Source organism: Acinetobacter sp. ANC 4654, assembly GCF_002135425.1.
GTDB classification, from domain to species: Bacteria; Pseudomonadota; Gammaproteobacteria; order Pseudomonadales; family Moraxellaceae; genus Acinetobacter; species Acinetobacter kyonggiensis.
Genome location: NZ_NEGL01000006.1, coordinates 69,483 through 82,479, shown reverse-complemented (window position 1 = coordinate 82,479; position 12,997 = coordinate 69,483). Strand labels below are relative to the sequence as shown.

14 protein-coding genes are annotated in these 12,997 nt (G+C 39.3%); 12 read left to right on the top strand and 2 right to left on the bottom strand.

What is annotated here, in order from left to right; genetic code table 11:
* The first annotated feature begins 25 nt into the window (after positions 1–25).
* From gspL to B9T24_RS10335, 11 genes are all read left to right on the top strand, one after another.
* Positions 26–1,165, top strand: coding sequence for a type II secretion system protein GspL (gene gspL, locus B9T24_RS10385; RefSeq protein WP_086165700.1), 1,140 nt, complete (start codon positions 26–28; stop codon positions 1,163–1,165).
* The gene (gspM, locus tag B9T24_RS10380) at positions 1,165–1,644 is read left to right on the top strand and encodes a type II secretion system protein GspM (RefSeq protein ID WP_086165699.1); all 480 of its coding nucleotides are present in this window, start codon (positions 1,165–1,167) and stop codon (positions 1,642–1,644) included. The genes gspL and gspM overlap by 1 nt, the downstream gene beginning before the upstream one ends.
* A gap of 90 nt (positions 1,645–1,734) precedes the next feature.
* Positions 1,735–2,745 (top strand): quinone-dependent dihydroorotate dehydrogenase, encoded by a 1,011-nt coding sequence (locus B9T24_RS10375; RefSeq protein ID WP_086165698.1) that lies wholly within the window; start codon positions 1,735–1,737, stop codon positions 2,743–2,745.
* Positions 2,742–3,326 carry a CvpA family protein gene (locus B9T24_RS10370; protein WP_086165697.1) on the top strand — a complete coding sequence of 195 codons (585 nt, stop codon included), beginning with the start codon at positions 2,742–2,744 and terminating at the stop codon, positions 3,324–3,326. The genes B9T24_RS10375 and B9T24_RS10370 overlap by 4 nt, the downstream gene beginning before the upstream one ends.
* A gap of 24 nt (positions 3,327–3,350) precedes the next feature.
* Positions 3,351–4,889: an amidophosphoribosyltransferase gene (gene purF, locus B9T24_RS10365; RefSeq protein WP_086165696.1), complete on the top strand. Its 1,539-nt coding sequence runs from the start codon at positions 3,351–3,353 to the stop codon at positions 4,887–4,889.
* 130 nt (positions 4,890–5,019) lie between these two features.
* Positions 5,020–6,870: a M48 family metalloprotease gene (locus B9T24_RS10360; RefSeq protein ID WP_171264891.1), complete on the top strand. Its 1,851-nt coding sequence runs from the start codon at positions 5,020–5,022 to the stop codon at positions 6,868–6,870.
* Positions 6,871–6,985: 115 nt separating this feature from the next.
* Positions 6,986–7,633: a hypothetical protein gene (locus B9T24_RS10355; RefSeq protein WP_086165694.1), complete on the top strand. Its 648-nt coding sequence runs from the start codon at positions 6,986–6,988 to the stop codon at positions 7,631–7,633.
* An 18-nt stretch (positions 7,634–7,651) separates the two neighbouring features.
* Positions 7,652–8,620: a 2-hydroxyacid dehydrogenase gene (locus B9T24_RS10350; protein ID WP_086165693.1), complete on the top strand. Its 969-nt coding sequence runs from the start codon at positions 7,652–7,654 to the stop codon at positions 8,618–8,620.
* Between the two features lie 86 nt (positions 8,621–8,706).
* Entirely contained in the window at positions 8,707–10,146 is a 1,440-nt protein-coding gene (locus B9T24_RS10345; RefSeq protein WP_086165692.1) for a M48 family metalloprotease, read from the top strand.
* Between the two features lie 49 nt (positions 10,147–10,195).
* Complete coding sequence (locus tag B9T24_RS10340) at positions 10,196–10,564, top strand: GFA family protein (protein ID WP_086165691.1); 369 nt, start codon at positions 10,196–10,198, stop codon at positions 10,562–10,564.
* 81 nt (positions 10,565–10,645) lie between these two features.
* On the top strand, positions 10,646–11,008 hold the full coding sequence (locus B9T24_RS10335; RefSeq protein ID WP_086165690.1) for a hypothetical protein: 363 nt from the start codon (positions 10,646–10,648) through the stop codon (positions 11,006–11,008).
* A gap of 74 nt (positions 11,009–11,082) precedes the next feature.
* Here the strand turns inward: B9T24_RS10335 and B9T24_RS10330 are convergent, their stop codons facing one another.
* Entirely contained in the window at positions 11,083–11,529 is a 447-nt protein-coding gene (locus B9T24_RS10330) for a GatB/YqeY domain-containing protein (protein ID WP_004648662.1), read from the bottom strand.
* A gap of 40 nt (positions 11,530–11,569) precedes the next feature.
* Positions 11,570–11,785, bottom strand: a complete 216-nt coding sequence (gene rpsU, locus B9T24_RS10325) for a 30S ribosomal protein S21 (RefSeq protein ID WP_001136722.1) — start codon at positions 11,783–11,785, stop codon at positions 11,570–11,572.
* 144 nt (positions 11,786–11,929) lie between these two features.
* On the opposite strand from rpsU, the gene tsaD reads away from it, so the two are divergent.
* Positions 11,930–12,946 carry a tRNA (adenosine(37)-N6)-threonylcarbamoyltransferase complex transferase subunit TsaD gene (gene tsaD, locus B9T24_RS10320; RefSeq protein WP_086165689.1) on the top strand — a complete coding sequence of 339 codons (1,017 nt, stop codon included), beginning with the start codon at positions 11,930–11,932 and terminating at the stop codon, positions 12,944–12,946.
* Positions 12,947–12,997 lie beyond the last annotated feature (51 nt).

Here is a 12,997-nt window from a genome sequence, read left to right as displayed (position 1 = left end):
TAATTAAAATGGCAGAAAAACATTAATGTTGTATTTATGGATGCCTGAAGCCAATGGGGTTTGGCAATGGTCGACTGGAGAGAGCTGGTATCAAGCCTCTAGTCTTGAGCATTTAATTCAAGAGACTCAAGCCTATCATGGTGAAGAAGCGGTCGCGTTTTTTCCAAGCCGTGATGTGCAAATGCTGCAACAAATCTTTGCCAAGCCACAATATAAAAAATTAGGTGTAGATGGGGTTAAATATCTACTTGAAGAATTTGTGGTTTTGCCCATTGATTCAATGAAGGTATTGCATCATTTTCAGAATCCAGACCAGCTCATTATTTTGGGTGTTGCAAATACGACGGTTGAAACACTACAACATGCCTTGACCTTGATTCCAGTTAAGGTCATTTCCTTATTGCCAGATTTTCTGATTTTGCCGAGCCCTGATGTGGGGCAAACAGTCATTGCCAATGTATCTGGACGTTTACTGGTACGTGAAAATGAATTTATGGGGAATTCCGTCGATGATCTGGCTTTATTTTTAGATTATCAGCTTCAAGGGCAGCGTTATAAGATTAGTAATTTTACGGCTGAGCAAATGCAGAGCCTTGAAGCTATGGTTGCATCTGATCAGATTGAAACGTTTCATTATGAAGTACCTGTATTAAAAAAAGCCAAGTCTCATCCATTTAATATTCTACCTAAAGCAAAAACTGAGACAGCTATCTCGGGCTATTGGAAGGCATGTGCTGTTGTGCTGGTTGCTGCACTTGTGGTTCAGTTTGGCTATGATGCGACACGTTGGTATAAATATAAGAAAGTGGCAGATCAGACTGCGCTGCAAGCGATTGATCAATACAAATATTGGTTCGGGCAGAGTAGCCGTGTGACTGAACAAAATTTAAAAAGTCAGTTTGAAAGTCATGTGCGCTTAAATAAAGGTGCCAATACGCAATCTTTACAATTATTAAGCCGTGTTGGTCCAGTGCTTATGCAAAATCAGATTGTCGCTAACCGTGTTAATTACGAGACCTCTATTTTAAATATGGAATTGAAAGCCAATTCTGCTGCTACATTACAGGGTTTGACTCAACAGCTTAACCAACAAGGCTTTAAGGTTGAATTAGGAAATATTCAGCCGAATGGCACGGGTGTCATTGGATTGGTGAAAATACAATAATGAAAACAGCAGAAACAATACATAACTCCATTGAAAAATTGATAGAAAGAATTACCGACTATCTTGAGCGTCTGTCTGTGCGTGAGCGCTATATGGTGATTTTTACCACGATTGTTGTGGTGGTTGCTACAGTAGGTTCCGCACTTTGGTATATGCATGCGGCAGCAGAAAAACAGCAAAACCGTGTCAATGATTTAAAAGACATGATGGTTTGGATGCAAAGTAATGCGGTGACCATGAAACCTGCTGATGATTTGCAATTAAGTGCATCGGATAAAGTTCAGCGTGTTGCTCAGCAGCAGGGTTTGTCGGTTGCATCGCAACAAGCAGGTGAGCAAATTCAGATTGTGGCGACACATGCGAATTATGCAATTTTAGCCAATTTTTTAACGCAATTAGCACAAATGGGACTAACTCTTGAAAAATTAGAATTAATTTCAGATGCGGGGCAGATTAAATTAACAGCGACAGTACAATAATGGGTGAAAATAAAGATCCGCTAAGCATGGTGTTTTCGATAGGCTATGCCTATAATATGGCGACTTAAAAAGCAGTAGACTTTTACAGATATGTTATATTCTCTTGCTCGCCCTTTGTTGTTTTCTTTAGCACCAGAGCGTGCACATGAGCTAACACTATCGTTATTGAAATCAGCTCATCGTATGGGCATGATGCGTCAAAGCATTGCCTCTAAACCCGTTACTTGTATGGGAATTCAATTCCCGAATCCAGTCGGTTTGGCGGCAGGTTTAGACAAAAATGGCGCTTATATTGATGCCTTAGCTGGACTAGGTTTTGGTTTTATTGAAATTGGAACCATTACACCACGTCCGCAAGTGGGTAATCCGCATCCTCGTTTATTCCGCTTAGTTGAAGCCAAAGCCATTATTAACCGTATGGGCTTTAATAATGATGGCGTAGATAAACTGGTTGAAAATGTTAAAGCTTCAAAATTCAAAGGAATTTTGGGGATTAATATTGGTAAAAATGCCGATACTCCAGTTGAAAATGCAGTCGATGATTATCTTATTTGTCTTGAAAAAGTCTATAATTACGCTTCTTATGTGACGGTGAATATTTCATCGCCAAATACCAAAAATTTGCGTAGCTTGCAAAGCGGTGATGCGCTGACAGAATTGTTAGAAACGCTTAGAAAGCGTCAGCTTGAATTGGCAGAAGAACATCAACATTACGTACCGCTTGTGCTTAAAGTTGCGCCAGATTTAACCGCTGAAGATATTGAATTTATTGCAAAGCAATTGCTCCAATTTAAAATTGATGGGTTGATTGTGACCAATACGACTTTGTCACGTGAAGGCGTGGAAAATCTTAAATATGCAGATGAAGCTGGTGGCTTATCTGGTGCGCCAGTGTTTGAGAAAAGCACAGCATGTTTAGCAGCATTTTCAAAAGCTTTGGATGGTCAAATTCCATTGATTGGTGTCGGTGGTATTTTGTCGGGTGAACAAGCTTTGGCTAAACAAAATGCAGGTGCAAACCTTGTACAAATCTATAGTGGCCTCATATATACAGGGCCAACACTGATTAAAGATTGTGTTGATGCTCTAAAACCATCATGAATACACTGGATATCTTTGTACTCATTATTTTGCTCATTGGAGGGCTAAACGGTTTGCGACAAGGATTGGTTACAGCCTTTGCGAACTTGGTAGGATGGATTTTTGCACTTATTATTGGTGCAAAATATGCAGTCATCTTAGCACCTTCGATGGTCTCATTGAGTCAAGATCCAGTGGTACAAAAAATAGCAGCTTTTGCATTTATTGTATTGGTGATTGTGGTTTTAACTTGGATTGTTACTGCATTACTCAATAAAATATTAAAGAGCTTGAAGCTAGGACCATTAAACCGTTTAGCGGGTGGTGCTTTTGGTTCTTTAAAAGGTTTATTGATTGTACTGATTACTATGCAGGGGATTGGTCCTTGGGTGGAAAGTTCGCCCCATTGGAAACAATCTAAACTTGTACAGCGCCTGATGCCTTATGCACCATGGGCAACCAAACTTTCAAAAGACGTGGCGCATGATGCGCTTGATCATATTAAGTCTGAAGATGCATCGAAATCTTCAGGCTCGTCATCTGATAAAACGCCGAAGCATGCAGCGCGTACAGATGAATCAACGAATAATCCTTTTTATTAATCCTAGCGTGTTTGCGAGGTTGCTATGTGTGGAGTAGTTGGTATAGCTGGTAAGTCACCTGTTAACCAAATGTTGTTTGATGCATTAACGATGTTACAGCATCGTGGTCAGGATGCAGCCGGAATAGTAACTTGTCATGAAGGGCGGTTGTTTTTACGTAAAGACAACGGTATGGTACGCGATGTTTTTCATACGCGTCATATGCGTGCATTGCTAGGTAATTATGGTATTGGTCATGTGCGTTATCCTACGGCGGGTTCATCAAGCAGTGCAGAAGCACAGCCATTTTATGTGAACTCACCTTATGGGATTACTTTGGCGCATAATGGTAACTTGACCAATGCTGAAGAAATTCACGATGATTTGTTTAAAACAGATCTTCGTCATATGAATACTGATTCAGATTCAGAAGTATTGTTAAACGTATTTGCACATGAAATGCAAAAAAATGGCAAGCTGAATCCAACTGCGGAAGATATTTTTAAAGTGGTTTCACGTGTCCATGAGCGTTGTAAAGGTGCTTATGGTGTTGTGGCAATGATCACTGGACATGGTCTGGTTGGCTTTCGCGATCCAAATGGTATTCGTCCACTGATTTATGGTTCACGCGAAACTGAACAGGGCATGGAATACATCATTGCCTCTGAATCTGTTGCGATTAGAGCCTTAGGTTTTAAAGTTGAACGTGATATTGAACCGGGTGAAGCAATCTTTATTTCATCAGAAGGTGAGATTTTTACCCAGCAATGTGCAACAAACCCAGAATATCGTCCATGTATTTTTGAATACGTTTATTTTGCGCGTCCAGATGCGATTATTGACGGTATTTCGGTATACAAAGCACGTTTAAAAATGGGTGAAAAACTGGCCTATAAAATTTCACGTGAATGGGGTGAGGAACACGATATTGATGTTGTGATTCCAATTCCAGATACATCACGTACTTCAGCTTTAGAGCTTGCCAATATTCTTGGTGTGAAGTTCCGTGAAGGCTTTATGAAGAACCGTTATATCGGACGTACCTTCATTATGCCGGGTCAGAAGCAGCGTGAAAAATCAGTTCGTCAAAAGTTAAATCCAGTAGAACTTGAGTTTAAAGGCAAAAATGTATTGCTGGTGGATGACTCGATTGTTCGTGGTACGACCTGTAACGAAATTATTCAAATGGCGCGTGATGCCGGTGCGAAAAAAGTATTTTTTGCTTCTGCTGCACCTATGGTGAAATATCCAAATGTATATGGTATTGATATGCCTGCGAAAGATGAGCTTATTGCATCAGGTCGTAGCGTTGAAGAGATCCGTGAAATTATTGGTGCAGACCGTTTGATTTTCCAAGATTTGGAAGATTTAAAAGGTGCAGTGCGTACCAGTAAAGTGCCAGCATTGCAGGAATTTGATTGCTCTGTATTTGATGGTGTGTACGTTGCAGGCGGAATCGATGAAGCTTATTTAGATGAGCTTGAACGTAAACGTAATGATTCTGCAAAAAAAGCGAAAGGTGGTTATATTGATGTGAATATTGATGCCGCATCAGTTGATCTTACTGGAGTAAAAGAAGAATAAAATTCTTCTTTAATTCGATGAAAAGCGGGAATTTCCCGCTTTTTTCATTTATGATAGTTCAATAAAGACAATGTAATAGAGGATCTTTACATTGAAGAGCGCGGGTTATTCTTTCATTAAAAATAAAAACATGGTTTGGTCTGCAAGTATTTGTATACTTGCGGTGCTGTTAACGCTATTCATTTTAAATACGATTTTGGGCTTGTTGGTCTTCTATCTTGATTCAACTCAGTCTATTTTTTGGCATGCTTTAAGTCCTTATCTCATTGTGTTGTTGCTTAGTGTGATGACCATTTCTGTGCTTTACGAATTCTATGTGTTTCGTTCAGGTGGGCATTCGCTTGCAAAACAGTTGGGCGCTCGTCGACTCAGTTTAATTGAAAGTATTCCTGAAGAAAGCGTTGCTTTAAGAGTAACGGAGCAATTGGCGAATACCTTTTTAATTGAGACACCCGCTGTGTATGTACTTCCTGATGAAGTTGGTGTAAATGCACTGACTGCTGGATTTTATCCGCGGGATATTGTGATTATTTTGACTTGGGGTGCTTTACAAAATTTAGATGAATTAGAGCTTTATGGGTTATTAAGTCATGAGTTTAATAAAATTTTATCAGGTGAAACAGCAGAAAATACGCGATTAAAAATTCTCTATAGTAGTTTGACTACTTTTAGCCAGTGGGGTAGTAAAATTGCCAAACTGGGTTTTACCAAGCACGGTCAAGCACATACGCATAAATTTGCGACTTCCTTTGTTGCAATGGGAGGTGTTATTTGGTTGATTGGGAGCCTTGGGATTTTGATTACCCGTTTTATCAAATATATATCTTTGGGTGGTCGAACTTTTAAAAATGATCAAAAAACCAAGCGCCTTATTCAAAATGACGCCAATGTTCAGACACTATTAAGAATTTATGTGCATCATTCAGGCTCGCAAATTCATAGTGAGTATGCTGAATCTATTTCGCATATGTGTTTTGCAAACTCTTTAAGTCCACAAAATTGGATGAATATCCATCCAGCGATTGAACAGCGTATTTATGAGCTAAATCCAGGTTTGGTACAAGATTTACAGCTCGAAAATTTAAAGAAGCTACGTAATCAACCATTATTTAGTTTATTTCGATCTCTAGAAGAAATGAATAGTGAAATATATTTGCCATGGAGTTCACCACAACCCTTACCACTATTGCGGTTATCACCCATAAGTTTTGCCATTAAGGATGCCATTAAGCCTTTAAATCCAGAAATACGACATAATATGCAGCGCCCAGAATTGATATTAAGGGCTTTGCAGACTGCGACGGGTTCGCGCGAAGTTATGGTAGCGATTTTAATGATTCGCCAATATCGTGAATTTATTCCAGCGGAAGCAGAGGTGAGTCGTGCAATTGTCGATTCTTTGCTGAATTTGGATGGTCGTGTGCATATTTCTATTTTTTATGATGCATGTAAAAACACTGGGGGTATGCCAGCCACAATTGCACGGCAATTTTTAACCAAATTGGCTCGGATTATTCAAGAAGATGGTGAAATTGGGCTGTTAGATGAATTGCTGCTTGAATATGTAAAATTTGAATTGAATCTTATGCCATTGCATATGCCAACCTCTTTGGGGGAAGTAAAACCCGATATTGTGCGTTTGATTGATGCCTTATTGCATGTGCAGCAGATTAATAGCCTAAATCAACTGGATGTACGTGAAAAAATTCTAAAGCGAGTATTGGGTGCGAAAGAACTGGAAATGTATACAGAAATTTCAGATGAACCCATTGATTTGGCTGAAATTTTGAATGATATCGCGGGTTTGCTATTACGTGACCGTTTAAGTATTTTGGGAATTGCAGAATTGTGTTTGTGGAGTGATCGCATTATTACCCAAGATGAATTAGACGTATTGCAATTGCTGTATTGGCGTTTTGGTTTTGAAACCGGTGAAATTGTTGAACAAATGCAGAAAAAAAATAGTTTGATGATTGTGTAAATAAGGTGAGAAAAAATTATAGATGAGTGATCATTAAACTAATCTGCAATAAAAGCACAGCAAAATATGGATATTATCGTTAGAATACCAAGCATTAAATTGGTGATGAAAAAAGATGATAGGGCATCAGCGTGACATATTGGCGACATTAGGAATTGATATTTGGATTCCTAAGGATGCTGCATGTCAGAATATGCCATCGTCATCGATTTGGCGAGATCAGGCTGCACCTGAATATCTGACTGAAATTGTCATTGCGAAATCTCAGCCTAAAATAGCAATAGTATCTCAGGTTGAGCAGCCTAAAATACTTGCTCGGACAGAGCCTTTAACAATACCCACATTGGTGATCAAAGAAGTGCCAACTGAAGTTGCACCTTTGGTTGTTGAAGAGCGTTCGCTTCTACAGATCGCACCCTTTCAATTGCAAGCTTTTGGCTTACCCGATTGTGTGATTGTTGTTGATGCTACGGCAATGACAGCCGAACAACAGCAGCTTTGGAATAATATTCAGCAGGCACTTCAGGCTGAATATTATGAGCTGCAATGGCCATTTCCTTTGATTGATTTCCAAGATAGTCGTGGTGTATGCAGTTATGTACACGGTTTCTTAGATGCCATTAGTGCAGATAAAAACATTATTTTAATTGGGCAGCTGCCTTATTTAACTGACCCTAAAAGTATAAATTTGGCTAGCTTGCAAGAAATGCTTGATCAGCCATTGTTGAAAAAACGCCTATGGCAATTTATGCAAAAAAAGTAATTAGAGCACGGATGGGATATGAATAAGAAAGTTGTTGTTTTTAGTCAGTTAGATCAAGCTGTACTTCAGCGCTTGCAAGCTCAGTATCATGTGGTGGTAATTAACCCGAAACAGGGTGATGTGAATGAGCAAATCCGTGAACAGGTCAAAGATGCGGATGCTATGATTGGTGCGGGGCGTTTACTGAATGAAGGTAATTTGGCGACGGCACAGCAGCTTAAAATTATTTCCAGTGTGAGTGTGGGTTATGATAATTATGATCTCGCTTATTTAAATCAGAAAAAAATTTGGTTAGCCAATACACCGCATGTCTTGACTGAAACCACGGCTGATTTGGCCTTTACTTTGCTGATGAGTGCTGGGCGGAAAGTACCTTATTTAGATCAATGGACCAAGCAAGGTCATTGGCAACGTACTGTAGGTGAAGCGCAATTTGGGCATGGTATTTTTGGTAAAACATTAGGTATTATTGGTCTAGGTAATATTGGTGCTGCTGTGGCACGTCGTGGTTTTTATGGTTTTAATATGAATATTCTTTACCATAATCGTCGTGAAAAATTAGAATTAGCACAGCCTTTAAATGCAAAATATTGCGGTTTAAATGAGTTGTTGCAACAGTCTGATTTTGTTGTTGTTGCTGTTGATTTAAATGCCGAATCTAAAGCATTAATCGGTCAATCTGAATTTGATAACATGCAACCACATGCTGTTTTTGTCAATATTGCCCGTGGTTCTGTTGTAGACCAACAGGCACTCATTGATACCCTAAAAGCAGGTAAAATTTTTGCTGCGGGACTTGATGTTTATTTGAAAGAACCTTTACAAGAATCAGAACTTTTTCATTTAAATAATGTGGTGACTTTGCCGCATGTCGGTTCTGCCACGGCAGAGACGCGTAAAAAAATGGCTGAACTCGCCTATCGTAATGTGGTGGATGCACTTGAAGGGCGAACGCCACCTTATCTCGTGAATCCTGTATTTTCTTAAAATTTGATAACACTTCATTGCAAATGTCTTCAATTTTCAATGCTATAGTCTGATAAATTGAAAAAAAGCAGTTTGAGTATATAGCATTGAAACGGTTTTTATTGGCTTGTAGTACAGCTTTGATTTCAGTCATGGGGACAACGCACAGTGCTAATTTGAATGCTGTGCCACAGTTTAGTGTTCCTGAAATTGGTAGTGGGATTGGTTTAATTGACCAGCAAAAAGAAAAAATGATTGGGGGAAAAGTCTTTCGTGAAGTACAAAGACACATGCCAGTAATGGAAAACCCATGGTTGGAAGATCAGTTATTCAATGTATTTTCACATATTTTAAGCCAAACTCAGCTTGGGCAGCCTATAGGTTTGGTGGTCATTAATGATGCTCAAATTAATGCTTTTGCTGTTCCCGGTGGATTGTTTGCCCTTAATGTAGGCTTAATTACCTCTGCTCGAAATATGGATGAAGTGGCTGGTGTAATGGCGCATGAGGTGGCGCATGTATCACAACGTCATTACAGTCGTTCACAAGAAGCTTTTAAGGGGCAAGGTTTACTGACTTTAGCTGGGCTTTTAGTCGGGGCTTTGGTTGCTTCGCAAGCGGACGGTGATGTTGGTACAGCCGTGATGCTAGGAACACAAGCCGCATTAATGGATAAGCAACTGAATTATAGCCGTAACCAAGAGCGTGAAGCAGATCGTATTGGTATGCAATATATGTATTCAGCGGGTTATAATCCACAGAGTATGGCTGATTTTTTTGAGGTAATGCATCGCGCGACCAGTCAAGTGTCTTTTTTACCTGATTTTTGGTTGACACATCCACTGAGTACGGAGCGTATGAGTGAAGCACGCTTACGGGCAAATCAACTGCCTCAAGTGAAGTCGAATTTGCATGATGAAGATTTTGAAATACTGAAATGGTACAGTATGGTGATCTCTAATCAGGCAACGGAACAACAATTACAGATTTTTGCAAATCGTAAAAATTTTGCGGGACAGTTGGCTTTATCGGTATTTTATTTAAAACAAGGCGACTATGTTCTCGCTCAGCAAGTTTTAGATCAGGCAAAGCTGCATCAGCGTTTAAATAATTTGATGATTCTCATGCAAACGGATGTTTATTTAGGGCAAAATAAAGTAGATGAGGCATACAAGGCGATTCAATCCACTGCACGCATTATGCCTGAAAATCGAGCTTTAGCTTTTAAGTTGGCAGAAGTGTTGATTCGTCAAAAGGAAGCGGGGCAAGCCTTAAGTTTGATTCAGCCCTTTGCAAATAAGAATCCGAGGGATATTTCTGCATGGCGTTTAATGCAGCAAGCTGCCAATATTGATCAACAATCACCTTTTAGAACAGTGAATGTATTACGTTATCGTGCAGAGGTTGAGTATTGGTCGGGTTGGGAAGAAAATGCGATTAAGTCATTGTTGCATGCAGAGCGTTTGGTTAAAAATAATGAGGTATTGTCTGCAAAACTTAAAATGCGACTGGGTGAGATGCAAAAAGAGCGACAGCTAAAAATTTAATTCAGGATAATTTTTTACAGCAAAGAGAATAAAAATAAGGAGGTTGGATGTGATTGAAGGACAATGTTTATGTGGCTTAGTAACGTACCGTTATCATGCGGATATTGAAAAAACAATCATCTGTTATTGTAAGCACTGCCAACATGCTCAAGGTTCTGTATTTGGCTGGAATAGCGCGTTGGATAAATCTAAATTCGAGATTAGTAGTGGTATTAAATTTCTAAAAGAATATTTTCGTAGTCCTTATAAAGCACGTGTTTTTTGCCAAGAGTGTGGTAGTCCTATTTATTCTTATCGAGTGGATTTGCCTGAGGTTATACGTTTACGCTTGGGAACGGTAACCAGTGGTGAATTGCCAGCACCAACGGAACAGGCTTACTTAGAATACAAACCATCTTTTTTGCATATAGATGAATGAAATCTACCGCTAAAGTTGCTAAGTATATGATAATCTTGGTTTGAATTTATATTTTTAACGATGAACAGTATTGATTGATTTATGAAAAAAATATTATTTTGCATGTTTATGCTGGGGTGTTCTGCATCTAATGGTGTCTTTGCGAGCGTAGAGCAATATGTAGCAGCGGTGGAAAAAATTTCTAACAAATATAAGCAGGAAACAAGGAATTTTTTTAGTGGCTTAGATGCGCGGCAGAGCAATTTCACAGCACAGCAGCAGGTACAATTCTGTGGAATTGTTGGGGATTATGTTGATCGGTTATATCAAGCGGCAGATCAGAATAGAGGGGCTTTAGATCGTCAATTTAGACAAATGACTAAGCAAGATGTAATTGATCAAGTAATGTCGTCAAAAGAGATGTTAATTTTGAAAAAATATAATGTTCAATGTGATCTGAAATAGAAAATAACAACTTTTGAACTGTCTCTGAAATAAAGGCAGTTCAACGTTAAAGAATAACTTTGATAAGCGTGGGATTACGCAAGTTTTGCTTTAATTTTTGCAGAAACTTGTGCAGGATCGGCACGTCCGGCTATGATCGGACGTAGAGAATTCATCACCTTACCCATATCTTTCATGCTAGTAGCTTCTTGCGCAGTAATCGTCTGTGCAATGATTGAATCAAGTTCTTCCTCAGTCATAGCTGCTGGTAGAAATTGAGAGATAATCTCAACCTCGGCTTGTTCCTTACTAGCTAAGTCTTGTCGATTAGCACCTTCAAAGGCTTTAATCGATTCTTTACGTTGTTTGATTTGTTTTTCAATGACCGCAAGAACTCGACTATCATCAAGCTCTACGCGCTCATCGATTTCAATTTGTTTGATTGCTGCCTGTAGACCACGAATTACCGTTAACTTAGACATTTCTTTAGCGCGCATAGCTGCTTTCAAAACTTCAGTTATTTGGTTTTTTAAAGTCGTCATCTATTTTTTTCCAGTTCAGTCAATCAGTCACAAATTAATTTTAGTAAAGGCGAGTAGTACGTACAGATTCACGCGCCAATTTCTTTTGGTAGCGTTTAACTGCAGCAGCTTTTTTGCGTTTACGTTCTTGAGTTGGTTTTTCATAGAATTCGCGTTTACGAACATCAGCTAAAACACCCGCTTTTTCGCATGAACGTTTGAAACGACGGATAGCTACGTCTACTGGTTCGCCTTCTTTCAATTTAACTTGTGGCATGAAGAATCCTCATTAAGTTATGGATAAGATCTAGACTGGATTGCCTAGATCACAAGTGAAGGACAGTATTTTACTCATTTACATCTCATATCACAAGTCTATAATAGCATTAGCAATATTTAGATACGGGTAAAAGGCAGTTTAATGATCGTTCTTGGCTTAGAAACTTCATGTGATGAAACAGGTTTAGCACTTTATGACAGTGAAGTTGGTTTAAGAGCACAGGTGCTATATAGCCAGATTAAATTGCATGCTGAATATGGTGGTGTTGTGCCAGAGTTGGCTTCGCGTGACCATGTCCGTAAGCTGATTCCTTTATTGAATCAATTGCTTGAAGAAAGTGAAATTCAAAAATCAGAAATTGATGCGATTGCTTATACCCGTGGCCCTGGCTTAATGGGTGCGTTAATGACGGGTGCATTATTTGGTCGTACCTTAGCATTTGCATTAAATAAACCTGCAATTGGTGTGCATCATATGGAAGGTCATATGCTGGCACCTTTATTGTCTGAGACCCCACCAGAATTTCCATTTGTCGCTTTATTGGTCTCTGGTGGGCATACCCAGCTTATGGCAGCACATGGCATTGGTCAATATGAACTCCTTGGCGAGTCAATTGATGATGCTGCGGGTGAAGCTTTTGATAAAGTTGCAAAAATGATGGGGCTTGCTTATCCAGGTGGGCCGAATGTTTCTAAATTAGCCTTACAAGGCAGTGCAACAGCTTTTGATTTTCCACGTCCGATGTTACATCAAGGGTTAGACTTTTCATTTAGTGGTTTAAAAACTGCGGTTTCAATTCAATTGAAAAAAGTTGCTGGTCAAAACCGCGAAGCAGATATTGCAGCGTCTTTTCAAGAAGCCTTGGTTGATACCTTGGTTAAAAAATCGGTTAAAGCGTTGAAGCAAACAGGTTTAAAACGTTTGGTGATTGCGGGTGGAGTCAGTGCCAATTCGCGTTTGCGTGAACGTTTAGAAGCGGATTTAGCGAAAATTAAAGCGACTGTTTACTATGCAGAACCTGCCTTATGTACCGATAATGGGGCAATGATTGCCTTTGCAGGTTATCAGCGTTTAAAAGCAGGGCAATGTGATGGTTTGTCGGTAACCACGACACCGCGTTGGCCAATGACGGAATTGAGTAATCCTGAGCAGGGATAAAGGTTAGATTTTTAAAAGAGGCGAAAGCTTCTTTTTTATTTTCATTTGTCG

What these genes read in the sequence shown, in the direction of transcription:
- purF (WP_086165696.1), top strand. Translation starts at nt 3,351, where the DNA reads ATGTGTGGAGTAGTTGGTATAGCTGGTAAGTCACCTGTTAACCAAATG.
- gspL (WP_086165700.1), top strand. Translation starts at nt 26, where the DNA reads ATGTTGTATTTATGGATGCCTGAAGCCAATGGGGTTTGGCAATGGTCG.
- gspM (WP_086165699.1), top strand. Translation starts at nt 1,165, where the DNA reads ATGAAAACAGCAGAAACAATACATAACTCCATTGAAAAATTGATAGAA.
- B9T24_RS10335 (WP_086165690.1), top strand. Translation starts at nt 10,646, where the DNA reads ATGAAAAAAATATTATTTTGCATGTTTATGCTGGGGTGTTCTGCATCT.
- B9T24_RS10375 (WP_086165698.1), top strand. Translation starts at nt 1,735, where the DNA reads ATGTTATATTCTCTTGCTCGCCCTTTGTTGTTTTCTTTAGCACCAGAG.
- tsaD (WP_086165689.1), top strand. Translation starts at nt 11,930, where the DNA reads ATGATCGTTCTTGGCTTAGAAACTTCATGTGATGAAACAGGTTTAGCA.
- B9T24_RS10355 (WP_086165694.1), top strand. Translation starts at nt 6,986, where the DNA reads ATGATAGGGCATCAGCGTGACATATTGGCGACATTAGGAATTGATATT.
- B9T24_RS10370 (WP_086165697.1), top strand. Translation starts at nt 2,742, where the DNA reads ATGAATACACTGGATATCTTTGTACTCATTATTTTGCTCATTGGAGGG.
- B9T24_RS10330 (WP_004648662.1), bottom strand. Translation starts at nt 11,529, where the DNA reads ATGACGACTTTAAAAAACCAAATAACTGAAGTTTTGAAAGCAGCTATG.
- B9T24_RS10350 (WP_086165693.1), top strand. Translation starts at nt 7,652, where the DNA reads ATGAATAAGAAAGTTGTTGTTTTTAGTCAGTTAGATCAAGCTGTACTT.
- B9T24_RS10360 (WP_171264891.1), top strand. Translation starts at nt 5,020, where the DNA reads ATGGTTTGGTCTGCAAGTATTTGTATACTTGCGGTGCTGTTAACGCTA.
- rpsU (WP_001136722.1), bottom strand. Translation starts at nt 11,785, where the DNA reads ATGCCACAAGTTAAATTGAAAGAAGGCGAACCAGTAGACGTAGCTATC.